This is a genomic window from Halorubrum sp. PV6, from assembly GCF_003990725.2.
Lineage (GTDB): Archaea > Halobacteriota > Halobacteria > Halobacteriales > Haloferacaceae > Halorubrum.
Genome location: NZ_CP030064.1, coordinates 655,584 through 680,341 on the forward strand (window position 1 = coordinate 655,584; position 24,758 = coordinate 680,341).

25 protein-coding genes are annotated in these 24,758 nt (G+C 70.5%); 11 read left to right on the forward strand and 14 right to left on the reverse strand.

Translation table 11 applies throughout. The features are described from left to right. Positions 1-80: 80 nt before the first annotated feature. The 3 genes from DOS48_RS17015 to DOS48_RS17025 all read right to left on the reverse strand — a co-directional run bounded on the left by DOS48_RS17015 (position 81) and on the right by DOS48_RS17025 (position 2,437). The gene (locus DOS48_RS17015) at positions 81-779 is read right to left on the reverse strand and encodes a LysE family translocator (RefSeq protein ID WP_127116887.1); all 699 of its coding nucleotides are present in this window, start codon (positions 777-779) and stop codon (positions 81-83) included. A 151-nt stretch (positions 780-930) separates the two neighbouring features. After that, the gene (locus tag DOS48_RS17020) at positions 931-1,590 is read right to left on the reverse strand and encodes a metal-dependent transcriptional regulator (protein WP_127116888.1); all 660 of its coding nucleotides are present in this window, start codon (positions 1,588-1,590) and stop codon (positions 931-933) included. Between the two features lie 82 nt (positions 1,591-1,672). Beyond that, positions 1,673-2,437 carry a DUF2103 domain-containing protein gene (locus DOS48_RS17025; RefSeq protein WP_127116889.1) on the reverse strand — a complete coding sequence of 255 codons (765 nt, stop codon included), beginning with the start codon at positions 2,435-2,437 and terminating at the stop codon, positions 1,673-1,675. Between the two features lie 89 nt (positions 2,438-2,526). On the opposite strand from DOS48_RS17025, the gene DOS48_RS17030 reads away from it, so the two are divergent. Together DOS48_RS17030 and DOS48_RS17035 are read left to right on the forward strand one after the other, a co-directional pair. Next, positions 2,527-3,219 carry a hypothetical protein gene (locus tag DOS48_RS17030; RefSeq protein ID WP_193310039.1) on the forward strand — a complete coding sequence of 231 codons (693 nt, stop codon included), beginning with the start codon at positions 2,527-2,529 and terminating at the stop codon, positions 3,217-3,219. 62 nt (positions 3,220-3,281) lie between these two features. Further along, positions 3,282-3,869 carry a hypothetical protein gene (locus DOS48_RS17035; protein ID WP_394353605.1) on the forward strand — a complete coding sequence of 196 codons (588 nt, stop codon included), beginning with the start codon at positions 3,282-3,284 and terminating at the stop codon, positions 3,867-3,869. On the opposite strand, the gene DOS48_RS17040 is transcribed toward DOS48_RS17035, so the two are convergent. The 4 genes from DOS48_RS17040 to DOS48_RS17055 form a co-directional block, all read right to left on the reverse strand. After that, the gene (locus DOS48_RS17040; protein WP_127116891.1) at positions 3,866-5,044 is read right to left on the reverse strand and encodes a TRC40/GET3/ArsA family transport-energizing ATPase; all 1,179 of its coding nucleotides are present in this window, start codon (positions 5,042-5,044) and stop codon (positions 3,866-3,868) included. The two genes, DOS48_RS17035 and DOS48_RS17040, sit on opposite strands and share 4 nt — an antisense overlap. 115 nt (positions 5,045-5,159) lie before the next feature. Then, positions 5,160-7,001 carry an SLC13 family permease gene (locus tag DOS48_RS17045; protein ID WP_127116892.1) on the reverse strand — a complete coding sequence of 614 codons (1,842 nt, stop codon included), beginning with the start codon at positions 6,999-7,001 and terminating at the stop codon, positions 5,160-5,162. A 292-nt stretch (positions 7,002-7,293) separates the two neighbouring features. Then, on the reverse strand, positions 7,294-7,797 hold the full coding sequence (locus DOS48_RS17050) for a PUA domain-containing protein (protein WP_127116893.1): 504 nt from the start codon (positions 7,795-7,797) through the stop codon (positions 7,294-7,296). Between the two features lie 111 nt (positions 7,798-7,908). Next, the gene (locus DOS48_RS17055) at positions 7,909-8,802 is read right to left on the reverse strand and encodes an HD domain-containing protein (protein ID WP_244629358.1); all 894 of its coding nucleotides are present in this window, start codon (positions 8,800-8,802) and stop codon (positions 7,909-7,911) included. Between the two features lie 282 nt (positions 8,803-9,084). On the opposite strand from DOS48_RS17055, the gene dapA reads away from it, so the two are divergent. From dapA to DOS48_RS17085, 6 genes are read left to right on the forward strand one after another with little or no spacing between them, the layout of a single operon-like run. Beyond that, a complete protein-coding gene (gene dapA, locus DOS48_RS17060) occupies positions 9,085-10,071 on the forward strand; it encodes a 4-hydroxy-tetrahydrodipicolinate synthase (RefSeq protein ID WP_127118830.1) in 987 nt (328 codons plus the stop codon). After that, positions 10,068-10,856: a 4-hydroxy-tetrahydrodipicolinate reductase gene (gene dapB / locus DOS48_RS17065; RefSeq protein ID WP_127116894.1), complete on the forward strand. Its 789-nt coding sequence runs from the start codon at positions 10,068-10,070 to the stop codon at positions 10,854-10,856. Before dapA ends, dapB begins: the two co-directional genes overlap by 4 nt. 53 nt (positions 10,857-10,909) lie before the next feature. Beyond that, on the forward strand, positions 10,910-11,749 hold the full coding sequence (locus DOS48_RS17070; RefSeq protein WP_127116895.1) for a 2,3,4,5-tetrahydropyridine-2,6-dicarboxylate N-succinyltransferase: 840 nt from the start codon (positions 10,910-10,912) through the stop codon (positions 11,747-11,749). Then, the gene (gene lysA, locus DOS48_RS17075) at positions 11,746-13,101 is read left to right on the forward strand and encodes a diaminopimelate decarboxylase (protein ID WP_127116896.1); all 1,356 of its coding nucleotides are present in this window, start codon (positions 11,746-11,748) and stop codon (positions 13,099-13,101) included. The genes DOS48_RS17070 and lysA overlap by 4 nt, the downstream gene beginning before the upstream one ends. After that, positions 13,098-14,030 (forward strand): diaminopimelate epimerase, encoded by a 933-nt coding sequence (dapF, locus tag DOS48_RS17080; protein ID WP_127116897.1) that lies wholly within the window; start codon positions 13,098-13,100, stop codon positions 14,028-14,030. The genes lysA and dapF overlap by 4 nt, the downstream gene beginning before the upstream one ends. Then, entirely contained in the window at positions 14,027-15,217 is a 1,191-nt protein-coding gene (locus tag DOS48_RS17085; protein ID WP_127116898.1) for a M20/M25/M40 family metallo-hydrolase, read from the forward strand. The genes dapF and DOS48_RS17085 overlap by 4 nt, the downstream gene beginning before the upstream one ends. Positions 15,218-15,237: 20 nt before the next feature. Here DOS48_RS17085 and DOS48_RS17090 read toward each other — a convergent pair whose 3' ends face one another. The 6 genes from DOS48_RS17090 to tpiA form a co-directional block, all read right to left on the reverse strand. Beyond that, the gene (locus DOS48_RS17090; protein WP_127116899.1) at positions 15,238-15,735 is read right to left on the reverse strand and encodes an NYN domain-containing protein; all 498 of its coding nucleotides are present in this window, start codon (positions 15,733-15,735) and stop codon (positions 15,238-15,240) included. Between the two features lie 114 nt (positions 15,736-15,849). Next, on the reverse strand, positions 15,850-16,596 hold the full coding sequence (locus DOS48_RS17095; RefSeq protein WP_127116900.1) for an AMP-binding protein: 747 nt from the start codon (positions 16,594-16,596) through the stop codon (positions 15,850-15,852). A 42-nt stretch (positions 16,597-16,638) separates the two neighbouring features. Next, on the reverse strand, positions 16,639-16,959 hold the full coding sequence (locus tag DOS48_RS17100; protein ID WP_127116901.1) for a cupin domain-containing protein: 321 nt from the start codon (positions 16,957-16,959) through the stop codon (positions 16,639-16,641). 114 nt (positions 16,960-17,073) lie between these two features. After that, positions 17,074-18,243: a molecular chaperone DnaJ gene (gene dnaJ / locus DOS48_RS17105; protein ID WP_127116902.1), complete on the reverse strand. Its 1,170-nt coding sequence runs from the start codon at positions 18,241-18,243 to the stop codon at positions 17,074-17,076. 52 nt (positions 18,244-18,295) lie between these two features. Next, the gene (dnaK, locus tag DOS48_RS17110) at positions 18,296-20,212 is read right to left on the reverse strand and encodes a molecular chaperone DnaK (protein ID WP_210755399.1); all 1,917 of its coding nucleotides are present in this window, start codon (positions 20,210-20,212) and stop codon (positions 18,296-18,298) included. 269 nt (positions 20,213-20,481) lie between these two features. Continuing rightward, positions 20,482-21,126: a triose-phosphate isomerase gene (gene tpiA / locus DOS48_RS17115; RefSeq protein WP_127116904.1), complete on the reverse strand. Its 645-nt coding sequence runs from the start codon at positions 21,124-21,126 to the stop codon at positions 20,482-20,484. Positions 21,127-21,432: 306 nt separating this feature from the next. On the opposite strand from tpiA, the gene DOS48_RS17120 reads away from it, so the two are divergent. Continuing rightward, positions 21,433-22,197: a DICT sensory domain-containing protein gene (locus DOS48_RS17120; protein WP_127116905.1), complete on the forward strand. Its 765-nt coding sequence runs from the start codon at positions 21,433-21,435 to the stop codon at positions 22,195-22,197. Further along, positions 22,194-22,604, forward strand: a complete 411-nt coding sequence (locus DOS48_RS17125) for a disulfide bond formation protein B (protein WP_127116906.1) — start codon at positions 22,194-22,196, stop codon at positions 22,602-22,604. The genes DOS48_RS17120 and DOS48_RS17125 overlap by 4 nt, the downstream gene beginning before the upstream one ends. Positions 22,605-22,653: 49 nt before the next feature. Here DOS48_RS17125 and DOS48_RS17130 read toward each other — a convergent pair whose 3' ends face one another. After that, positions 22,654-23,187: a multiprotein bridging factor aMBF1 gene (locus DOS48_RS17130; RefSeq protein WP_127116907.1), complete on the reverse strand. Its 534-nt coding sequence runs from the start codon at positions 23,185-23,187 to the stop codon at positions 22,654-22,656. 152 nt (positions 23,188-23,339) lie between these two features. On the opposite strand from DOS48_RS17130, the gene aroA reads away from it, so the two are divergent. Beyond that, on the forward strand, positions 23,340-24,701 hold the full coding sequence (aroA, locus tag DOS48_RS17135; protein ID WP_127116908.1) for a 3-phosphoshikimate 1-carboxyvinyltransferase: 1,362 nt from the start codon (positions 23,340-23,342) through the stop codon (positions 24,699-24,701). The last annotated feature ends 57 nt before the right edge of the window (positions 24,702-24,758 follow it).

Here is a 24,758-nt window from a genome sequence, read left to right on the forward strand (position 1 = left end):
GTCGTCCGCGGGCGTGAAAGCCGTTGTCCATGCCGGCGGTGCGTAGCCCGACGCGACCGTCGCCGCGTCGCCGCCGAGCGTCAGACCCCAAGCGCCGCGAGCGTCGTCGCGGCGTCGTACAGGAAGTAGACGCCGAACCCGGCGAGGACGACGGCGGAGCCGACCGCGACGAACGGCGCGAACGTCTCGATCCGGCGCTCGGCCGCGACGAGCCCCGTCGGGAACCCGACGATCCACGTCAACACGCCGAGGAAGAAGCCGCCGATGAGCGCCGGGGATCCGGTGGCGACCACGAGCGTCCCCGCGAGGTCGTCGCCGACGACGGGGAGCCTGGCGAGGACGTCGAGCTGGCCGGGTCGGAGGAGCCCGACCCCGACCGTCAGCCAGAAGAGGACCTGATAGGGGTTCGTCAGCGCGAGCACCAGCGCCTTCTGGAACCCCTTCCCCTCAGAGACGAGCGGCTCGTCGCCGGCGGTCGGCCGGAACGACGCCCGCGCGCCGCGGACCGCGCCGACGGCGAAGTACAGCATGAGGACGCCGCCGACCGCGATCATCGCGCCGCGGAGGAGGGGGAACGCCTCCACGACCGCGACGACGCCGAGGTACGCGAGGACGAAGAATATCGCGTCGGCGGTCGCGGCGCCGAGCCCGGCCCGGAAGCCGGCGAGTCGGCCACGCAACACCGACTCCTCGGCGATCACGGCGTTCATCGGTCCCGGCGGGGCCGCGAGCGCCAGCCCGAAGACGACGCCGGCACCCAGCGTTACGAGCAGAGTCACACGGGAACAGAGGGTTGGTTTCGTGAAAAAACTCGCGAACAAACCGTGGGCGTCACGGCCGACGAACCCGCATCGATGTACGATTGTGGGTGCCGTGCGTTGGTGGGTGCGCAGTCGATGAGGGCCGTCCGCGCGAGGCGCCACGCGCCGATCAGTCGGCGTCTTCGACCCGGATCGACCGGGCGATCTCCGCCGGGAGGCTCTGCTCGCCGGTCGGCGTCGTCACCGTCACCATCCCGAACGGGGCGACGTCGGTGACCTCGATTTTCGTTCCCGGCGTGATCCCGGCGTCGGCGAGGTACGCGAGTTCGTCCTCGTCGCGGTCGGAGACGCGACTGACGACCACGCGGTCGCCCTCGGTCCGGTCCGCGAGGCGCGCGCCGGTCCCCTCGTCGACGGGTTCGAGGTCCGCGCCGGGGATCGGGTCGCCGTGGGGGTCGACGGTGGGGTCGCCGAGCGCCTCCGCCACGCGGCGCTCGAACGCCTCGGAGATGTGGTGTTCTAGGGCGTCCGCCTCGTCGTGGACCTCGCTCCAGTCGTAGTCGAGCCGCTCGGCGAGAAACGCCTCCAACAGCCGGTGGTGGCGGACGATCTCCAACGCGACGGCCTCGCCGTCCGCCGTCAACTCCACCCCGCGGTACGGCTCGCGCTCGACGAGCCCGCGCTCCTCTAACTTGCCCAGCATGTCCGTGACCGAGGGCGCGGTCTTATCGAGGTACTCCGCGATCGCCGAGGTCGAAACCGGCGGGTCCTGTTCGGACTGGAGGACGTATATTGCTTTTAAATAGTCCTCCATCACGTCGCTCAGCATTTATAAACGATCGCGGACGCCGGCTGAAATACCTACCGGGAGACGGCGATGTGTGAGCCGTGAACGGCCGTCGACGACCGGGTTACTCGTCTTGGAGCTCCGCCTCGCGCAGCGCCTCGTTGAGGTCCTCGCGGACGCGCTCGCCGGTCTCGCGGTCCATCGCGGTGGTGACGATGCGGTTCTCCTGAACGCTGGAGCCGTCTCGCAAGAGCAGCCGCACGTTCCCGTTCGTCCCGGCGCGCGTGGCCTTCGCGCGCAGCCCCGTCCGCGACCCGGTGCCGCCGGCGTCTATCGGACCGGGGACGATCTTCTTTACGTGCGGGTGGTTCGCGACCGTGCTGACCGCCTTTCGACCCTTTCGGTCGCCGATGAGCGTCGAGTGGGACCCGCCGATCTTCTCTCTCGGCGGCGTCTCGATCACCTCCAACGCGCGGTCGCCGCGACGGTCGAGGACCCACGCGACGACGGGGCTCGCGTGTTCGTCGTCGGCAGACTCCCCGTCGACGCCCGCGTCGGGAACGCGGTAGAACTCGTGGTGGACCTGCGCGCGCGTCTCGCGGAGCGGCTCTCGGTCGCCGGCGGCGTAGACGGTGTCCGGTCGCTTTCGGCGGATCTCGTCGGCGACGCGCCCGGCGAAGTTGCGGAGCTGTATCTCGGTGAGCTGCTCGTCGGTCTCGGGGCGAGTCGTCACGGTCGTCTCGCCGACGACCTCCTCGTCGTCGAGCATCGTCAGCCGCGCGCGGCGCTCGCCGAACTCGACGACGACCGCGTCGGCGTTGGCGGTGTTACACGTGAGACAGTAGTCTCCGGGCTTGCGAAGCGGGGTCCCACACCGCCGACAGTTCATACTCCACGGAGGAGCGTGACGGATAAAAGCGCGTCCGTTCGCCGAGTCGCGGAGACAACCCATTTAGCCGGCGACGGCCTGGTAGTGGTATGAACACCGACCGATCCGCGGCGGATCCCCCGGAGCGTGAGTCCGGTGACGACGCCGATCCGGCCGCTCCCGACCCCGACCTCCCGGAGGGAGACGCCATCGAGGACCGGTTGGCGCGGCTGTTCCGCAGCGGGCGGACCAACGCGGTGATCGCGTGGTCGATGGTCGCCGTCCTCGCCGGCGTGTTCGTCGAGAGCCTGCTGGGTCTCGACATCCTTCCGATGGTCCTCGTCGCCGCCGTCGCCGCCGTCGTGGTCGCACCGGCGGTCGCCGCGCGGAACCCGCAGGTGATGCTCCCGTGGGAGGTCCTCGGGCTCGCGCTGCTGCCGATACTCGTGCGGACGCTTCTCGGCGGGGAGTTGGGGACGTTCGCGACGTACCTCGCGATCGCCGCGTTCGCGCTCATCGTCACCGTCGAACTCCACATGTTCACCTCGCTGCGAGTCACGCACTGGTTCGCGGTACTTTTCGTCGTGTTGACGACGATGGCGACGGCGGCCGCGTGGACGATCCTCCGATGGAACGCCGACCGCCTGCTCGACACCGCCTTCCTGACGACGAACGAGGCGCTGATGATCGAGTGGCTCTACGTGACGCTGGCCGGGCTCGTCGCCGGGGTCCTCTTCGACGCGTACTTCCGGCGGCGCGGGCTGCGGCTCCGCCGGGCCATCCGCCGGGTGGTGAGCCGATGAACCTCCGCGGGGTCGTCCGCCTCCGCCCGTCGCTGCGCACGCAGCGTCGCCTCACCAGAGTGATGCAGGTCCTGCTCGTCGGTATCGTCCTCTACGGCGTCGTCTTCGGCCAGCCGAAGGCGATCACGAACGGCGGGCTCGGGCTCTTCGTCACCTTCGTGCCGGCGCTGCTCGAACGCAACTACAACATCCCGCTCGACCCGTGGCTGGGCGTGTGGATCACGTCGGCCGTCTTCCTCCACACGCTTGGGTCGGCGTGGTTCTACGCGCAGATATCCTGGTGGGATCACCTCACGCACGCGCTGTCGGCGTCGCTCATCGCCGGGGCCGGGTACACGACGCTCCGCGCCATCGACCTTCACAGCGACGACATCTACATCCCCTCGCGGTTCGCGTTCGTGTTCATCTTCGTCGTCGTCCTCTCGTTCGGCGTGGTCTGGGAGCTCTTCGAGTTCGGCCTCGACATCGTCGCCGACGAGACGGGAATCTCGATGCCGCTCGCGCAGTTCGGCCTCGACGACACCGTCGCGGACCTGATGTACAACTCGGTCGGGGCGCTGCTCGTGGCGATTTTCGGGCAGGCGCACCTCTCGGGAGTCGCAGAGACCGTCCGAGAGGCCCTGTTTGGAACGTCCGAAGACCGGGCCTAACGCAGGCAGGCGGCGACGACCCGCAGCGCGTCCTCGCCGCGAACCTCCTTCGCGAGCAGCGGCACCCGCTTTACCTCGCGGCCGCGGAACAGGTCGGTCGCTCGGCGCAGCGCGGCCTGCTGGACCTCCCACCGCCGGGCGCAGAACTCGCAGGTGTCCGGGTTCGGCTCGACGATCCAGTCGGGGTCGATCCGCGGCGCGTCCTCGCCGTCCGCCGGCTCGGTCACGTCGCCGACGCCCTCCATCACGCGGTTGACGACGAGGGTGTTCACCGGAATCCCGAACTCGTCGAGGCGCGCGACGAGGCGTTCGGACTCGGCGACGCTCATCTCTTCGGGGATGGTTACCACGCGGAAGTCGGTCTTCGCGGGGTCGCGCAACACGTTTCGGAGCCGCTCGATCCGGTCGCGGAGTTCGTCTAAGTCGGCCGAGGGGTCGGGGTCGTCGTCGCCGCCGAACATCCCTTTGATCCCGTCCATCATCCCCGAAAAGCGGTTGCGGAGCTTCATCACGCGACCGATCATCGAGTCCATGATCTCCGGTAACTGGAGCAGCCGGAGGGTGTGACCCGTCGGCGCGGTGTCGACGATTACCCGGTCGAAGCGCGGGTCGTCTAAGTACTCCAGCAGCTGGCGCATCGCGGCCGCCTCGTCCGCGCCGGGCATCGTCCCGCCGAGCAGCGAGCCGAGGCCCCCCTCGTCCTCACCGGGGCCGTCCGCGTCGCCCGCGCCGCCCATCATCCCGCCCATCGCGTCACCCATCTCGCCCATACCGCCGAGCGGGTCGCCGTCGGCGCCGAACATCCCCTCCTCCATCGCGTCGTCGGGGTCGATCTCGGCGGCGTACAGCGGGACGTCCTCGCGGATGCGCGTCGGCTCCGCCGGAATCTCCGTCTCGTAGGTGTCAGAGAGGGAGTGGGCCGGGTCGGTGGAGACGACGAGCGTGTTGATCCCGCCGGCCGCCGAGGACAGCCCGGTCGCGGCCGCCATCGTCGTCTTCCCGACGCCGCCTTTCCCGCCGTAGAGCACGTATTCGGGGGCGTCGACGCCCACCGGGAGCTGCGTGGTCACGTCGGTTTCGGTCGGGAGGTCCGACTCGGCGCCCGCGGCGTCGGCGCGTTCGTCGCTGGCTGCGTCCTCGACGCGATCGACCGGCTCGACGTCGATATCGTCCATACCGGGTCGTGGGTGCGGCCCGCTTGTGTACCCGTCGGTCCCGGTTCGTCCCGGCGCTCCGGCCGCGTCCGCGTTGCCGGCCGCGGCGCCCGTCGTTCCACCCCTGCCGCGCCGTTTAAACCCCCCAGATGACGGCGATGCCCGCTGTCGCGACGACGGCGAGGAGCAACTGGAGCGGGCCGCCGACGCGCAGGAAGTCGGTGAACTCGTACCCGCCGGGGCCGTACACCATGAGGTTCGTCTGGTAGCCGACCGGCGTCATAAACGACGTCGCCGACGCGAACATCACCGTCAACAGGAACGCGAACTCGTTCGCACCGAGCTGTGCAGCCGCGTTGACGCCGACCGGGATCATCAACACGACGGTCGCGACCGGCGTGATGACGCTCGCGAGGACGCCCGCGACCGCGTACAGGACGAACATGACGCCAACCGGCGGGAGGACGCTGTCCGTCGCGACGAGGAACTCTGAGACGAGGGCCGCCCCGCCCGTCGACTCCAACGCGATCCCGAGGGGGATCACCCCCGCCAGCAGGAAGATCACGTTCCAGGAGACGGCGTCGTAGGCGTCGCTCGTCGTCAAACAGCCGGAGACGACCATCGCGACGACGCCGGCCAGCGCCGCGATCACGATCGGGAGGACGTCGAGGGCGGCGAGCGCGACTACGCCGACGAGGACGCCGACCGCGACGGGCGTCTTCGGCGACAGCGGCGCGATGTCGTCGATGTCGGCGTCGGCCAGCCGGTCGAGCGCGCGCTCGTCGGCGACGACGAGACTGCCGGTGTCCGTGAAGTACCGGACGGCCGCCGGCGTCGTCCGAACCAAAAGCAGGTCGCCCGCCTCGAGCGTGCGGTCGCCGAACTCCGTCCGGAACAGGTCGCCACCCCGACGGAGGGCGAGCACGCTCGTCTCGTGGTAGTCGTGGAGGCCGGTCTCGGCGACGGTCTCGCCGACGAACGGCGACTGGTCTGTGACCACCGCCTTCGCGAGCATCCCGTCGGTGGCCGTCGACTCGAACGTCTCCTCGGTCACGGTCTCGCGAGGCCGCCGCCCGAGCGTCGCCGCCTCGCGAAACCGGGTGACGGCCTGGAGGGGGCCGTGGACGATCACGCCGTCGCCCGTCTCGATGATCCGGTCGGAGTGCGGGCCGGCGTACGCCCCGCCGTCGCGCCGGATCTGCAGGATGCGGACGTCCGGGTGCGCGTCGTCGAACGCCTCGACCGACTGGCCGGCCGCGGGCGACCCCGGTCTGACGTACAGGTGAGTGAGGTAGTCGTCGAGGTCGAACTCCGCGACGGGGTCGCTGTCGACGGGCACGCGGGCCGGCGTGAGCCGCCAGCCGACGGTCAGCAGGTACGCGGTTCCGACGACCAGCAACACGGCGCCGAGCCCCGTGAACTCGAACATCCCGATCCCGTCCCGGCCGTCGATGAGGAGGCGCGCAAGGTCGCTGGCCAAGATGTTCGTCGCCGTGCCGATGAGCGTGAGCGTCCCGCCGAGGATGGCGGCGTACGAGAGCGGGAGCAGGAGCTTCGAGGGGCTGACGCGGGACTCCTCGGCGAGGCTGGTAACCATGGGGATGAAGACGGCGACGACGGGCGTGTTGTTCACGAACCCCGCGATGGGGCCGGTCGTACAGACGGTGGCGACGAGCGCGCGGTAGTCGCGCCCGCCGGTGAAATCGGCGAGGTACAGGCCGAGCCGCTCGACGACGCCCGTGTTCTGGACGCCCGCGCTGAGCATGTACATCGCCATGATGGTGACCGTCGCGGGGTTCGCGAACCCGGAGATGGCCGCCCTGGCGCCGACGCCGGTCCACGGTTCGAGCACGACGAGGGCGGCGACGACGCTGATCGCGGTGACGTCGTTGGGGACCACCTCGGTGACGAACGCGACCAACACGGCGAGGATGAGCAGGAAGACGACGGCAGCGCCTGACGCCTCGACGATTGACATACCCGGAGGACTCGCGTCGGTGACTTCACTGTTCCCCCCACTCGGCCGGCGTACCTCACACGGGCACAAAAATCGACGGCGACCGGCAGGGCGCGGTCAGCGGGACCGCAGACAGCGACCAGCAGCCCGACGACAGCGACCAGCGGGACCGGCGGCAGCGACCTGCAGCCCGACGACAGCGTCCGAAGGCGCTCTACCGCCCTTCTTCCGCATTTAAATATACAGATGAATCTGGGCTGGCCAGTTATAAGGAACTGCACGACCGCCACCCCACCGACCGGCTCGCCGACGCTCAGTCGCTTCCGGCGCCGTTCCGCACCTTGACCGCGACGCCGCTCGCGAACTGCTCGGCCTCGGCGCCGGAGAGTTCGGCCCGCCCGACCGCGAACAGCGCGTCGTCCTCGTCGACGACGAGCACCTCGTCGCCGGGGCGGATCCCGTCGTCGGCCGCGGTGACGAACTTCGCGAACGCGTTGCGCCCCTCGCGGACGAACGGTTCGCTCTCCTCGCCGACGACCATTCGGTGGTGCGGGGCCGGAAAGGCCCCGCGGAGCCGGCGCCCGCCGGCGACCCCGAGGGTGAATCGCCCGTCGGTTCCGTAGGAGACGAGACGGTCGCCCTCCGGGCTGCCGGGGTCGTCGTCCACGTCGCCGACGATCACCTGTCGGGGGCGGCCGCCGCTCGACCGCCGCAGCGTCAGCGTCTCGTCCGGGGGAAACAGCGCGTCGCCCGCGCCCGCACCGAACTGGTAGTCGGCGCCGGTCCGCAGGTCCGCGAAGGCCGCTACGTCGCTCATACACCGGCTATCGGGGCCACCCGCAAAGCGGTTGCGACACGCCGCCCGGCGCGCTCGGTGACGCGCCGCGAAGACGCGAGACGCCCACGGGCGGCGGGCGGCGCGCTTCGATTACAGCTCGATGCGGTCGACGATCGACCCGTCGCCGTCCCGGTGGGTGTTGATCGCGACCGTCCGGAGTTGGTCTTGTAACAGGGACCCGTCGATCTTCGCTTTGAGCAGGGAGTCGACCTGGTACACCCCCGCCGCGTTGTTCATCCGGATCACGACCTGCGCCGGCGTCTCCTCGCCTTGACGCAGCGAGACGCGCTCGATCGACTGCGAGGAGACGGTGTTGATGCCGCGACCGCCCTCCTCGTAGGGGACCCGCGAGCGCCCGCGCTCCATGTCGAGGCCGTCGGCGACCCGGACGACGCCCGCCTCGCGCGTCAGCGGACGCTCCTCGGTGTGGTGACAGAGGATGGCGTGTAACACCTCGGCTTTGATCCGGACCCGCTCCGGAACGTCGTAAAACGAGGGCAGGAAGTCGTCGAGGAGGTCGGCCGCGAGCGGAATCGAGTAGTACGGGTGGTCGTCACGGTGGACGACGTGGCCGATGTCGTGGAGGGTGGCCGCGAGCGCGATGATGACCGACTCGTCGGCCTCGTCGAGCCCCTGCTGGCGGGCGCCGTTGAACTCGACGCCGCCGGCTTTTAAGAGATCGTAGAGGCGGAGCGCCCGGTCGCGGACGATCTCGACGTGTTTCGCGCCGTGGTCGTTGTACCCCTTCCGGTCGACGGGGTTGACGTTCTGTGCCTCCAGGTACGCCGTGATCTCCGGGTCCGACTCGATCCGGTCGAGGACCGCTCTGAGCCGGTCGTCGGGGAACGCGTGGTCGCCGTCCGGGTGGAACTCGTGGCGGTCGGCGTCCGGGTTGGGGTCGACTTCGCGGTCGACGTCGACGGCGTCGTCAAGCGCGCGGTCGCTGTCGGTTTCAGCCTCCACGTCGTCCGTGCTGTCGCTCATGGATCCTGCAGAGACGCTCGATACGGATAAATGCGCGAGCCGGGCGCGGCGACCGGCAGTTTCGACCCGAGGCATAATCTATAAGCGCGCGTCGGTCACACTGGTTGGTGTGACCCGCCCCGCGTCAGTACGCTGCTCGCGAACGCCGGCAGCGACGCGGTTCTTCTCGAAAAAACGCGCGTGACCTGTTCGGAGGCGGGAGTGGCATCCCCGTCCCGGACGACCCCCGACCGCGCGAGCGCGTACTCGACGACCGACCTTCGCTGCGACGACTCCCACACCATGACGGACACCACGACAACCACGCCGTACACGACCGACGAGACGGATCGAGAGACCACAGACGAGCCCTTCGAGGGCGTCTATCCCGCGATGACGACCCCCTTTACCGACGACGACGCGGTCGATCACGACCAGCTCGCCGCCAACGCCCGCTACCTCGAACGCGCCGGCGTCGACGGGGTCGTCCCCGTCGGCTCAACCGGCGAGTCGGCCACGATGACCCACGACGAACACATCGACGTGATCGAGACGGTCCGCGACGCCGTCGAAGACGTGCCGGTCATCGCGGGCACCGGCTCGAACAACACCGAGGAGGCGCTCTCGCTGTCCCAGCGCGCGGCCGACGCGGGCGCCGACGGGCTCCTCCTCATCTCCCCGTACTACAACATGCCGGAGCCGGAGGGTTTTTTGACCCACTACCGGACCATCGCCGACGCGGTCGACCTCCCGCAGATCGTCTACAACGTCCCCAGTCGGACGGGCCAGTCGATCCCCGTCGACGTGAGCGTCGAACTCGCGAGCCACCCGAACATTCAGGGGTACAAGGCCGCCTCCGGCGATCTGAACCTCATCAGCGAGGTGATAGAGCGCACGCGCGACGAGGAGTTCTCCGTGCTGTCCGGCGACGACGGGCTCACCCTCCCCGTCCTCTCTATCGGCGGCACCGGAACGATAAGCGTCGTCGCCAACGTCGAACCGGAGCGCTCCTGTGCGATGGTCGGCGCCGCGCTCTCGGGCGATTACGACCGCGCCCGCGCGCTCCACCACGAGCTGGCGCCGCTGATCCGCGAGCTGTTCGCCGAGACGAACCCGATTCCGGTCAAGGAGGCGATGCACCTCCGCGACCGCGGCGGCCCGCACGTGCGCCCGCCGCTCAGCCGACTCTCCGAGGAGCGCCGCGAGTCGCTCCGCGCCCTGCTGGCCGAGTACGAGAACGGCACGCCGGAGCCGGCCGAAACCGAACGCGTCTCCGGGGGCGCCGAATGAGCGGCGAACCCCTCTCTCTCGCCGTCACGGGCGCCGGCGGCCGGATGGGGCAGGAAGTGATCGCGGCGGCCGCCGACCGCGAGGGGGTCGCGGTCGCGGTCGCGGTGAACCGCACGCCGACCGACCCGGTGGCGGGCGTCGCCGTCGAGGACGCCGACCGTCTCGACGAACTGATCGCGACCGCGGAGCCGGACGTGCTCGTCGACTTCACCGGCCCCGAATCGGCGGTCTCGTACGCCGAGACCTGCGCCGACGCGGGAGTGCCGATGGTCACGGGGACGACCGGCTTCTCCGAGCCGCAGCGCGACGCCCTCACCGCCGCGAGCGAGTCGATCCCGGTTCTTAAGGCGCCGAACTTCGCGCGCGGCGTCGCGGCGCTCCGACGCGCGGTCCGGACGGCCGCCGCCGCGCTCCCCGGCTACGACGTGGAAGTGACCGAGACGCACCACAACGCCAAGCGGGACGCCCCCTCGGGCACCGCGGCGTCGATCCTCGACGACGTGGAGTCCGTCCGCGAGGACCTCGACGAGCGCGTTCACGGTCGCGAGGGCGACGCGCCGCGCGAGGCGGGCGAAATCGGCGTCCACGCGCGGCGTGCGGGCGACGTGACCGGCGAACACGAGGTCCTCCTCGCGGGGAACCGCGAGGTCGTCGAACTGACGCACCGCGCCGGCGACCGGGGGGTGTTCGCCGAGGGCGCGCTCGACGCCGCCGACTGGCTCGCCGACCGCGACCCCGGCTGGTACGGGTTCGGCGACGTGCTGGACGCGGATGCGGACGCGTGACGCGTGTCGGGACATCGACGAGTAAATACCGACACCCTGCGATACACTAGCCAATGACACTCGAAGCCGACGTCTCCGATCTGTGGGACCGCTACCAGGAGGGACTGACGACCGCGGACGCGACCGACGCGGACGCAGCCGTGATCGACGAGTTCCTCGCCGCGCTGGAGGCCGGCGAGGTCCGCGCCGCCGAGAAGACCGGCGACGACGTGACCTCGTGGGAGGCCAACGAGTGGGTCAAACGAGGCATCCTGCTCAACTTCGGCCTGCGCGAGACCGAGCCGCGCGAGTACGGCGGCGTCACCTATCACGACGTGCTCTCCCTGCGTGACACCGCCGACCTCGGCGAGCGCGGCACCCGAAACACGCCGGACGGCACGGCGATCCGTCGCGGGGCGTACCTCGGCAGCGACTGTATCATGATGAGCCCCTCGTTCGTCAACATGGGCGCGTACGTCGGCGACGGCACCCTCGTCGACTCCTGTGACACGGTCGGCTCCTGTGCGCAACTCGGCGAGAACGTCAAACTCGGCGCCAACACGCTGATCGGCGGGGTCCTCGAACCGGTCGAGGACGCGCCGGTCGTGATCGAAGACGGCGTCTCGCTCGGCGCGGGCTGCCGAGTCACTTCGGGGTTCCGGGTCGGCGAGCACTCCATCGTCGGCGAGAACACGCTCCTCACCCCGCGAATTCCCGTCTACGATCTCGTCGAGGAGGACGTCATCTACGGCCACCTGCCCGCCGAGCGCCGCGCGTTCACCCGGATGGTCGAGTCGTCCGTCGGGGACCACGAGCTGTTCGACGGCGGCGCGTACAAGCCCGCGGTCGTCGCCACCCACGTCGAGGAGGAGACGCTGGAGGCGACACAGCGCGAGGACGCGCTCCGGGAATGAGCGAACGCGACGCGCGGGACGCGGACGCGGACGCCCCGGTAACCGAGCCGGTCCGTCGCGTGACCGACTGGGACGCCGACCGACTGCGGCGCCTCGCCGCCGACCACGACACCCCCCTGTACGTCCAGGACCTCGATCGGGTCCGGGAGAACTGCGAGCGCCTGACCGACGCCTTCCCGGACGCGGACGTGCGGTACGCGGTGAAGGCACACACCGGCCGCGCCGTGTTGGAAGCGGTCCGGGCCGCCGGCCTCGACGCCGAGTGCGCCTCCGCCGGCGAACTCGACCGCGCGCTCGCGGCCGGATTCGACGGCGAACGACTCCACTACACCGCGGTCAACCCGCCCGCTCGCGACCTCGACTACGTCGTCGGCGTCGCCGCGGCCGAACCCGACCTCACCGTCACCGTCGGCGCCGTCGACACCCTCGACCGACTGGCCGAGCGCGGGTACGACGGCCGGGTCTGTGTCCGGGTGAACCCCGGCGTCGGCGCGGGCCACCACGAGAAGGTCCGGACCGGCGGCGCCGCGAAGTTCGGGATCCCCTACGACCGGGCCGCAGAGGCGGCGCGAACTGCGGCCGAGCGGTTCGACGTGGTCGGGATCCACGCCCATGCCGGCTCCGGGATCGACTCGGACCAACTGGACAGCCACCGCGAACTGGTCGCCCGGATGGGCGAGCTGGCACGCGAGCTGGCGTCGCCCGACGGTGATGCGGCACCCATCGATATCGAGTACGTCGACGTCGGCGGCGGGTTCGGCGTCCCCTACGAACCGGCCGACTCGCCGCTCGACCTGCCCGCCGTCGCCGAAGCGACGCGCGAGGCGGTCGCCCCGCTCCCGGCGGACGCGACCCTCGCGATCGAACCGGGCCGGTACGTCGTCGCCGACGCCGGCGTCCTCCTGACGCGCGTCAACACGGTGAAGCCGGCTGGCGACGAGCGCGTGGTCGGCGTCGACGCCGGGATGACCGACCTGTTGCGCCCGGCGATGTACGACGCGTACCACCCGATCCGCAACCTCGGCGGCGACGGTTCGGACGCACCCGCCCCGGACGACCGACCGGCAACCCCTGTCACCGTCGCCGGACCTATCTGTGAGACCGGAGATGTCTTCTGTAGGAACCGAGCGCTCGCCGACCCGATTCGGGGGGACCTCCTCGCGGTCGGGATCGCGGGCGCGTACGGATACGAGATGGCGAACCAATACAACTCGCGGCCGCGACCGGCGGAGATTGCACTCGACGGCGACACCTCGACGGTCGTCCGCCGCCGAGAGACACTCGACGACCTGACGACGGTCGAGCGGGAGGCGGGAGCCGACCGCTCCGCGCGCTCGGGGGTGGACCGGTGAGCACCCACGCCGTCCCGTTCGAGAAGTACCACGGGACGGGCAACGACTTCCTCGTCGTCGACGCGGCCGCCGAGGCCGTCGGCGACCGCGCGGCCTTCGCGCGCGCGCACTGCGATCGTGACACGGGCGTCGACGGCGCGGACTTCCTCGACGACGCGGAACGAGCGGGCGGAACCGGACGACGCGGCGCCGACGGCGTCCTCTTTTTAAGTATCGAGGAGCGGTTCGACCCGACTCGCGTCGTGATGACGCTCGTCCAGCCCGACGGCTCCACGGCGACGATGTGCGGCAACGGCGCGCGCGTGGTCGCTCGGTGGGCCCACGACCGGACCGGCGACCGCGAGTTCATGATCGACACGCAGGCCGGCACCCGGCGCGCCTCGGTGAACGCGGACGCGACCGCGGCCACCATCGAGATGGGCGAGCCGACGTTCGACCCGGCTCGCGTCCCCCTCGCACGCGACGAGCCGCTGATAGACGAGTCGGTCGCGGGGTTGAGGGTCACCGCGGTCAACACCGGGGTCCCGCACGCCGTCGCGTTCGTCGAGGGCGGCCGCGACGACCCCGCCGGCATCGATTCCGTCGACCTCGACGCGGTCGCGCCGCCGGTCCGCAACGCCGACGTCTTCCCCCACGGCGCCAACGTGAACCTCGCGAGCGTCGTCGACGACGGGCGCGGCGACGGGCCCGCCGTCATCGACCAGCGCACCTTCGAGCGCGGCGTCGAGGGCGAGACGCGCTCTTGTGGCACCGGCGCGGTCGCCGTCGTCGCGGTCGCGCGCCGCCTCGGCCTGATCGCCGGCGAGTCCGCGGTCAGTCGCCCGCCGGGCGGCGATCTCGAGATCACGGTGCCCGACCGCGGGCACGCGACCCTGACGGGCGCCGTCGCCCGCGAGTACGAGGGGACGCTCCCCGTCGACCCGCGATGAGCGACCCGGCGTTCGACCCGGTGTCGTTCCTCGAAACGGCGGTACAGACCCCGTCCCACGAGTCGGTCGACGCCATGCGGCAGTTCGTCGTCGAGACGCTCGACCGGTTCGGGGCCGACGCCGAGGTCGTCGCCGGCGGCTGCCTACTTGCAGAGAAACGCTCGCCCGCGCCCGCCGACGGCCCCCATCTCGTCTTCAATACGCACCTCGACACGGTGACCCCGCACGTGCCCTTCGAGCGCGGCGCGGCCACCGACGACGAGCGCGGCGCGGACGGGGCCGAGACCGAGGTGATCCGCGGCCGGGGTGCCTGCGACGCGAAGGGGCCGCTGGCGGCGCTGCTGGCGGGCTTCCTCGCGGCCGACCCGGACGTCGGTCGGCTCACGCTGGCGCTCACGCCGGACGAGGAGGCGCTGTCGCTCGGCGCCGCCGAGCTGACCGGCCGGCTGCCCGACACGGCGGACCGACTCGACGCCGACCTCTTCCTCGTCGGCGAGCCGACCGGACTCGACGTCTGTACGGCGGCGAAAGGACGGTTTCAGGGAACGGTCGAACTGTCGGGGACCGCGGCACACGCGGCGGAGTTCGCGGGCGCGAACGCGGTTGCGGCCGCCGAGGGCGCGCTCGGCGCGATACGCGCGTTCGACGACGGCGCCGACGAGCACCCGCAACTCGGCCCCCCGAAGCTCACCCCGACCGTCATCGAGGGCGGCGGGGCGACGAACCAGGTGCCGGCCGGCTGCGCGATCACCGTCGACCGGCGGAGCGTCCCGCCGGAGTCGGCCGAGGGGTTCCGGTCGGCGCTCGCGGCCGCGGTCCGCGAGTCGACGCCCGCCGCGGTCGGCGTCGACGTCGCCCTGACGGACCGGGCGTCGCCGTTCTTCGAGGCGTTCTCGACCGACCCGGACCACGACCTCGTCGGCGCGGTCGCGGAGGCGGCCCGGACCGCCGGCCAGTCGGCCGGTCTCCCGGCGGACCGGGGCGCCGGCGTGCGTCCCTTCGGCGCGGCGACGGAGGCCTCGTACTTCGCGCCGACGCCGACGGTCGTGTTCGGCCCCGGCGACCTGGCGGACGACGCCGGCGCGGTCGCCCACGCCGAGCGGGAGTACGTCCGCGTCTCGGAGGTCGAAGCGGCCGCGGAGACGGTCTCGCGTGCGGTTTCGGCGCTGCTCGCCGCGGGGCGCTGACGGACCGGACGGCCGACTACCTATAAGAGGAAGGTCTCCTCGTCCTCGGCGAGGTCCACGAAGTCGTCCGCGGCCTCGATGAGCTCGTCGGCCGCGGAGTTCCCGAACCCCATCGCCTCGACGCGGACGCCCTCGTGTCTGAGGTGCGAGCAGAGCCGCGCGAAGTCGCCGTCGCCGGTACAGAGGACGACGGTGTCGACGTGGCTCGCGAGCGACACGGCGTCGAGGCTCATCCCGAGGTCCCAGTCGGCCTTCTTCGAGCCGTCGGCGAACGTCTTTATCTCCTTTATTTTCGTCTCGAAGCCGATGTCGCGGAGCGCCTCGAAGAAACTCTCCTCCTCCGGCGAGTCGGCGCGGATCACGTACGCTATCGCCCGGACCAGCGAGCGGTCGTCGACCGCGGCCGACAAGAGCCCGGAGTAGTCGATGTTTTGGGAGTAAAAACTCTGTGCGGAGTGATACAGGTTCTGTGAGTCGGCGAGCACCGCGACGCGCTGGTGCGGATGTATCTCGGTCATGTCGGTACGTTCATCGGCGCGGCTTAGTGGCTTTGGGATCCGTCCTCCCGGCTCCTTGGCGTCGGTCGCCGCGGGCCGGTCTCGCGCTCGCCGGCTCCGGCGGCGTGCTCGCGGTCAGTCGCCAGCGAACGACGGCAACGTCGCCCGGACCGGTTCCGGAACCGTGGCCTCGCTGTCGGCGGCGACGACCGCCACGTCGCCGCGACGCTCGGCAGGCTCGCCGTCGGCGCGTGCGGTCAGTACGGCGGTTCCGCCGACGGAGAGCGGGGCGACCACGCCGGCCGCGAGCGCCCGCGCGTCCGCGAAGTCGCCCCGGAGGACGACCCGCGTCTCGGCGTCGATGCCGTGTCGCTCGACGACCGCGGCGGCCGCCGCGAGGAGGGCACGGTGGGTGACGGGCGCGTCGCCCTCGCGCACGACCGGGTCGGCAGGGCCGACGCCGCTCGGCGGCATCCCCGGATTCTCGCTCCACAGCTCCTGTTCCCAGTGGGTCGTCTCGGGTCGCTCCGGCGGCCCGCCGAAGACGGCGAGGTTGGTTCCGGGCGCCGGCTCGGTCGTCGGCTCGTCGGCCACGTCGACGAGGACCACGCGGTCGCCCCGTTCGATTCCCGCCGCGGGGTCGAAGCGGACGGGCGCGCCCACCCCCGCGGCCCCTAAAAAGGCGAGCGTCGTGTGGAGCCGCGGCGTCGCGTCGACGGCGACGGTCGACCCCTCGCGCGCGCCGAGGTACCGCAACACGTTGGCGGCCTTGTACGCGTTGGTGATCAGGTCGCGGTACGTCCGTTCGCGTCCGTCGGCCGTGACGAGCGCGGCGTCGCGGCTCCGTCTCTCGCGTGCCAGCAGGTCCCCGACGACATCCATACCCGGCTCTCGGAGCGGGTGAGACTTAAAAACGCGGAGGACTCAGGGCGCGCCGGCGATGACCATCTTCGACCCGTCTGCGGTAAAGGCGAGGTCGCGCGTCGAATCGGCATCGACCCGAACCGCGTCGCCGGGGCCGAGTGCGACGGCGTCGCCGTCGACGGTGAGCGTCGCTTCCCCGTGAAGCAGCACGTACACCTCCTCGTGGCCCTGTTCGCCGTGGTCGTGTTCCATGCCTTCCCAGCCGTCGTCGGCCTCGACGACGGTCACGCCGAGTCCCTCACAGCCGAGCGCGTCGCGGAGGAAGTACATGCCCGGAGCGCGCGGTTCCACGTCGTCGTAGGCGGTCGCGTCGTAGCCCATGCCGGTACCACACGCCGGCGCGAAGAAAAGGTCGGGGGTGGTAAGCGGGCGTCGACGCCGCAGGCCCCCGCGGGGCCGAGAGGGCGGCTCGGTCGCTTCGGAACCCGTCAGTTCTTAAAAGGAACTTTTGAGCTTCTCGAAGAAGCCGCCGCCGACGTCGACGTCCTCGCCGCCGGCCTCGGCGAACGCCTCCAGCGCCTCGCGCTGTTCGTCGTTGAGCGAGTCCGGAATCACGACGCCGACCTTCACGTAGAGGTCGCCGCGTCCCCGCCGGCGGAGCCGCGGCATCCCTTTCCCTTTGAGCCGGAACGTCTCCCCGCTCTGCGTGCCGCCGGGAACGTCCATCTCCACGGTGCCGTCGACGGTCTCGACGTCTATCGTGTCGCCGAAGACGGCCTGTGGGAAGGAGACGGCCTCGTTGACGCGGAGGTCGTCGCCGTCGCGCTCGAACCGGTCGCCGACGTCGACGTCGACTTCGATCAGCAGGTCGCCGTTGGGGCCGCCGTTCTCGCCGGGGGCGCCCTCGCGCTCCATCCGGAGGCTCTGTCCGGACCGGATCCCGGCCGGAATCTCGACCGAGAGCGTCGCCTCCTCGCGGACGACGCCGTCGCCGCCGCAGTCGGCGCAGTCCTCGCTGTACAGTTCGCCCTCGCCCTCGCACCGCGGGCACGTCGAGGTCTGCTGGACGCGACCGAGCGGGGTCTGCTGGACCTGCTGGACCTGCCCCTGTCCGTTACACTGCGGACAGGTCTCCACGTCGGCGTCCGGGGGGTGTCCCGCGCCGTCGCAGGTGTCGCAGGCGGTCGGCCGAGTGAGCGTGACCTCCTTGGTCGCGCCCTCGAACGCTTCCTCGAGGTCGATTGAGAGCCCGGTTCGGAGGTCTTGTCCCTGCCGGGGGCGGTTGCCGCCACCGCCGCCGCGACCGCCGCGGCCGCCGCCACCGCCGAAGAACTGGTTGAAGATGTCCTCGAAGCCGCCGGCGCCGCCCGCACCGCCGGCGCCGCCGAAGGGACCGCCCGCGCCGCCGGGGCCGCCCCCGCCGGTCGCGCCGCGCTTGTCGGCCTCGGTGAAGCGGTCGTGACCCAGCTGGTCGTATTGCTGTCGCTTCTGCTCGTCGGTGAGCACCTCCTTGGCCTTCTGTATCTTCTTAAACCGCTCCTCGGCGTCGTCGTCGTCGCTGACGTCCGGGTGGTGTTCGGCGGCTTGCTTGCGGTACGCCTGCTTAATCTCCTCCTCGCTGGCGTCCCGCGATACCCCGAGGACGTCGTAGAAGTTCTCGCTCATGCGTTACGTTCGGTGTGTTGGTTGTAAATGGTGGTCCGAGACCCGAGCGGCGTTACGCGTCGTCTTTGTCGTCTACGTCTTCGAAGTCGGCGTCGACGTACTCCTCGTCGTCGGCGTCCGCACCGGGGCCGGCACCGCCGGGACCGGCCGCGCCGCCCATGCCGCCCATGCCGCCGGGGCCAGCGCCGCCGGCACCGCCGGGTCCGGCCTGCGCGGCCTGCTGTCCCTCGTACATCTGCTTGCCGATCTCTTGGAGCTCCTCGGTGAGCGACTCGGTGACGGCCTCGATTTCGTCGGTCTCGGCGTCCTCGTCTTCGAGGACCTCTTCGACGTCTTCGATGGCCGCCTCGATGTCGGCGACGAGGTCGTCGTCGTCCAACTCCTCTTCGTTCTCCTCTAAGAGCGTCTCGGCGCGCTGGATCGTCGTCTCGGCCTCGTTCCGGGCCTCGATCCGCTCGCGGCGAGCCTCGTCCTCCTCTTTGTGTTTCTCGGCTTCCTCCTGCATCTCCTCGATCTCGTCGTCGGAGAGGCCGACGCCGCCCTCGATGGTGATCGACTCGGCGTTGCCCGAGCCCTGGTCTTCGGCCTCGACGTTGACGATCCCGTTCTCGTCGATGTTGAACGAGACCTCGATCTGCGGGGTTCCGGCGGGCGCCGGCGGGATGCCCGAAAGCTGGAACGCGCCGAGCAGCTCGTTCTCCTCCGCGATCTCGCGTTCGCCCTGGAAGACGCGGACGTTAACGGAGGTCTGGTTGTCCGCGGCCGTGGTGAACACCTTCGACTCCTCGGTCGGGATCGTGGTGTTCTTCTCGATGAGTCGCTCGAAGAGGCCGCCCTTCACCTCGATACCGAGCGAGAGCGGGGTCACGTCGAGCAGGACGATGTCGTCGACGTCGCCGGAGAGCACGCCGCCCTGGACCGCCGCGCCGAGCGCGACCGCCTCGTCCGGGTTGACGTTCTTCTTCGGCTCCTGGCCGACGAGGTCCTCGACTTTCTCCTGGACCTGCGGCATCCGGGTGGACCCGCCGACGAGGATCACTTCGTCGATGTCCGACTCCGAGTAGCCGGCGTCCGAGAGGGCCTGCTTCGTCGGGTCGACGGTGCGGTCGATCAGGTCCGAGGTGAGCTTCTCGAACGTCGCGCGCGTGACGGACTGTTCGAGGTGGACCGGACCGCTGTCGGTCGCGGTGATGAAGGGGAGGTTGACCGTGGTCTCCTTTTTGTTCGACAGCTCGATCTTCGCCTCCTCGGCGGCGTCTTTCAGCCGCTGGAGCGCCTGTCGGTCCTCACGGAGGTCGATGCCGTGGTTGTTCTGGAACTCGTCGGCGAGGTGGTCGATGAGCGCCTCGTCCCAGTCGTCGCCGCCGAGGCTGTTGTCCCCGTTGGTCGCGACGACCTCGTAGACGCCGCCGCCCAGGTCGAGGACGGACACGTCGAAGGTGCCGCCACCGAGGTCGTACACGAGCACGGTCTGGTCGGCGTCGTCGTCGAGGCCGTACGCCATCGACGCGGCGGTCGGCTCGTTGACGATGCGGTCGACCTCGAAGCCGGCGATCTCGCCGGCGTCTTTCGTCGCCTGCCGCTGCTTGTCGTTGAAGTACGCGGGGACGGTGATGACCGCCTTCTCGATGTCGTCACCGAGGTACTCTTCGGCGTCGCGTTTGATCTTCTGGAGGATCATCGCCGAGACCTGCTCGGGCGTGTACTCCTCGTCGCCGATATCGACCGTGTAGCCGTCTTCGCCCATGTGCCGCTTGATCGACTGGATCGTGCGGTCGGGGTTCTGCACGGCCTGGTTCTTGGCCGGCTTGCCGACGAGTCGCTCGTCGTCGTCGGCGAAGGCGACGACCGAGGGAGTGGTTCGATCGCCCTCTGCGTTGGCGATGATCTCGGGCTCGTCGCCCTCCATCACCGCGAACGCGGAGTTGGTGGTACCGAGGTCGATACCGAGGATCTTGTTGCTCGCCATCTTGCCCACAGGTAGCGGCTTGTGTCGGTTAAAGGTTACTAGACGGCGCGATCTCCGGCGCGCACCGATCCCGGCGCAGTCGTGCGATTTCCGCGATCGTGTGAACGCATAACATCGGTGTATTTATACCGATCCGCAATCGCAGCACCCCGCTTCCGGTTCGACGGGGGCGTCACTCGGGAGACGGCCGCGGCCGTGTGGCCGTCGCTGACGCCCGGACAGGTACTCGTCGTAGAAAAATGCCAACTCGGATGCGATCTCGTCGGCGCTCAGATCCCGCTTACGAGGTCTTCGAGCACGGCCGCCGGGTCGTCGGCTTTCGCCACGCCGGACGCGAGCAGGACGCCCGCAGCGCCGAGGTCGCCGGCGGCGGCCACGTCCTCGCCCGTCGAGACGCCGGCGCCGCAGAACACGTCGACGTCGGGGTCGACGGCCTCGGCGGCCGCGACCGCGTCCTCGACGATGCCGGGATCGGCCGTCGCCACGGAGACGTCGCCGCCGATGAGTTCCGGGGGCTCGACCGCGACCGCGTCCGGACCGAGCGCGGCGGCGGCGCCGATCTGTGCGGGGTTGTTCGCGCAGACGACGGTGGAGATGTCGGCGCGCTCGGCCGCGTGGACCGAGCCGTCGATGTCGGCGAGCTTCAGCCGGTTCTCGGAGTGGTTTATCAGGGTCCCCTCGGCGCCGTTGTCGGCGACGGCCTCGGCCAGGGTCGAGCCCGTGTGCGAGCCGTGCGCGTTCGGCGAGACGTGTTGGGCCCACGTCTCGACGCCCGTCTCGGCGACGCGAGCGATGTCGGCCGCCTGCGGCGAGACCGCGATCCGCGCGCCGGACGCCTCTGCGACGTCGCGAGCGGCGGTCGCGACTTCGATCGGATCGCACGGGTACGCCTTGAGATTCACCAGGATGAACATACCCGACGTGAGGGACGGGGGCGCAAATAGGTTGATGCTTCGGCGACGCTTGGGCGACGCCTCGGTCACGCTTGTATCCTCCCGAGCAACGCCTCGGCCACGCTTGCATCCTCCCGAGCGACGCCTCGGCCACGCTTACACCCTCCCGAGCAACGCCTTCACCGCGCCTCGGCGGGCCAGACGGTCGGCGTCACGTGGCCGCTCCCCGCCGCCCAGTGGCCGATCCTCCTCGGTCCCCCTCCCCGATCCGCCGGACTCCGGGAGCAGAAACGACCTTATACCCCGCTGCTGTGGGTTCGACAAGGAATGTCCCTCATCGAGCTCATCGCGGGCGTGGAAGCTCACGAGGCCACGTTGACCGTGTTCAACGCCGAGCCGTCTGTCACCGACGAACTCCGGGCGTACTTCGCCGACCGGAACATCCGGATCGTCGACGAGCAGACCGCCTCCGGGCCCGAGGAGTTCGCGGTGTTGGCGCGGGACGGCGGGTTCGTCACCGCCGTCCCCGTCGGCGACCTGCTGCCCCGATCGGACGGCGGAAAGGGGGGGTCGACCGCGTCGGAAGGCGGCGGATCGAGCGACGGCCGCGTCGGGGAGCCCGTCTTGGACCACCTCGACGAGACGATGTTCACCTCGTACTCCCGCGACGACATGGTCGCCGCCTCCCGCGAGATCGAGGACCGCGCGTGGCGCGTCGGCAACGGCGAACTCCACGCCGGGTTCCAGACGCTCGACGTGTTGACCGGCGAGACAGACACCTACGACCTGCTCGGCGGGAAAGAGGAGTTGGACGTTCACGCCTACGCCGCCGCGGAAGGCGCCGCGCCCAGCGTGGAACACTACACCGTTCACGTGGGCGAGACGGCCGAGATACGGGAAACGTGGTTCGTCGCCTACGACGGCGGCGGCTACGACCAAGCGAAGTGCGCCCTGCTCGCGGAGGAGCGCGCGCCCGGCGAGTTCTACGGGTTCTGGAGCTACGACCCCGAGACGGTCGACTCGATCATCGAGTACCTGCGAGAACAGTACGGCGAGTCGGAGCCGACGGACGACGGCGGCGCCACGGTGTGACGGCCAGGCCCTCGGCGACGACGCTGTGCCTCTCGGCCGCCACGCTCGTCGCGGCGGTCGCGACCGCGGGGAGCCTCTGGTTCAGCCTCGGGCTCGGGCTCACGCCCTGCGATCTGTGTTGGTACCAGCGTATCTTCATGTATCCGCTCGTCGTGGTGCTCAGCGTCGCGACGTTCGAGCGGCGAGCGGCGGTCTCCCGGACCGCGCTGCCGCTCGTCGGTCTCGGACTGGGGCTCGCCGCCTACCACTCCTACCTGCAGGCGACGATGACGGCGTGCACGCTCGGGGGCTCGTGCGTGACCGTGCTCTGGCGGAGCCCCGTGTTCGGGCTCTCGATTCCGAACGTCTCTCTCGTCGCGTTCGGGACGATCGCGGCGCTGCTCGTCGTGGCCCGGGTGCGGGAGTAACCGACGACGACCGGCGAGAAACGGCGGATTTCCGAGCGGCGCCGACCGATCAGTCCTTTCGTTTCACGACGTCGCCGAGGGTCATCGTCCCGGCGTCGCCGCTGTCCCAATCCGCGTCGTCGACCGACTCGCCTTCGACGAGCGTGATGTCGAGTTCGCTCTCTAACTTCCGCTGGATATCGTCGGTCGGGAGGGTGTCGCCGCGTTCGAGCTTCCGGATGAGACTCGCCTTCTCGTTGAGCTGGTTGGCCAGCTCCTCCTGGCTGAGTCCGCGCGACTCGCGGGCCGTGCGGATCCGGTCGTCGTAGTCCGTGGCGATCTCGTCCATGTCGTCGAACATGTCGCGGCGACGGGTCGAGCCGCCGGACCCGGACGAGCCGCTGGAGCCGGACGAGGAGGACGACCCCGAGGACTTCCCGGTGCTCGAACTCGTGGAGTACTTGCTGCCACCGGAGCCGGTGGACTCGTCGCGGACCTCGGTGCCGAAGTCCGTACACGAGCTACACAGCTCCAGCTCGGCGCCTTCGACCTTCGTCGTCGTCAGCGAGGCCTGCTCGGCGCCACACATCTCACACTGGGGCATACGCGTCGGTAACGCTCCCGATGGTATAAAGGGTGCGCCGGCGGCTCACGGCGGCCGCCGGCCCGCGCCGTAGGCCGGCCGGGCGAGAGCGGCGTCCCGCAGAATCGTGCCGCGGCCGGTACCCACTTGTCGTCGGGGCCGGCAGTGGGGGTATGGACGTTCACGTCACCACCTCGACCGTGCGCGGCACCGCCCGCGCGCCGCCCTCGAAGAGCTACACGCACCGCGCGCTGCTGGCCGCGGGGTACAGCAACGGCGCGACCGTGCGCTCACCCCTCGTCTCGGCCGACACGAAGGCGACCGCTCGCGCCGTGCGCGCCTTCGGCGGCGCGGTCGACCCGGCGTCTGGAGCGAGTCTCGACGACGCCGCGGAACTCACAGTCGACGGCTTCGGCGGCCGCCCCGCCGTCCCCGACGACGTGATCGACTGCGCGAACTCCGGGACGACGATGCGGCTCGTCACCGCCGCCGCGGCGCTCGCGGACGGGACGACCGTGTTGACCGGGGACGGGTCGCTCCGCTCGCGCCCCCAGGGACCGCTTCTGGAAGCCTTAGACGACCTCGGCGTGCGCGCGGAGTCCACTCGCGGGAACGGGCAGGCCCCCCTCGTCGTGGGCGGGCCGCTCGCGGGCGGCGAGGTCTCGATCCCCGGCGACGTCTCCTCGCAGTACGTCACCGCGCTGCTGATGGCCGGCGCTGTCACCGAGTCGGGCGTCGAGATCGACCTGACGACGCCGCTCAAATCGGCCCCGTACGTCGACATCACGCTCGAACTGCTCGCCGACTTCGGCGTCGAGGCCACGCCGGTCGACGGCGACGGCGACGCGCTCGACGGCGCGGCCGGCGCGGCCGGATTCGTGGTCGAGGGCGGCCAGTCGTACGCGCCGGCAGACGGGGAGTACACCGTCCCCGGCGACTTCTCTTCGATCTCCTATCTCGTCGCCGCCGGCGCGGTCGCCGCCGAGCCCGGCGAGCCGGTTCGAATCGACGGCGCCGTGCCGAGCGCGCAGGGCGACTCCGCCATCGTCGACATCGCGGAGCGCATGGGCGCGGATATCGAGTGGGACCGCGAGGCGGGCGTCATCACCGTCCGTCGCTCCGAGTTGTCCGGCGTCGAGGTCGACGTGGGAGACACGCCGGACCTGCTCCCGACCATCGCGGCCCTCGGCGCGGTCGCCGACGGCGACACCACGATTACGAACTGCGAACACGTCCGGTACAAGGAGACGGACCGCGTCTCGGCGATGGCCGAGGAGCTGGCGACGCTGGGCGCCGAGACGACCGAGGAGCCGGACACGCTGACGATTCACGGCGCTGAAAGCGAACTTCAGGGAGCGAGCGTCGACGGGCGCGCGGACCACCGGATCGTGATGTCGCTCGCGGTGGCCGCCTTGGTCGCCGACGGCACGACGACGATCCGCGGCGGCGAACACGTCGACGTCTCGTTCCCCGACTTCTTCGAGACGATGGAGACGCTGGGCATGGACGTGCGTCGGGACGGAGACGGCGAGTAACGCGACGAGGACCCCGAGGATCTCGACGAGGGCGACCTCGAACGATGGACCGCGGCG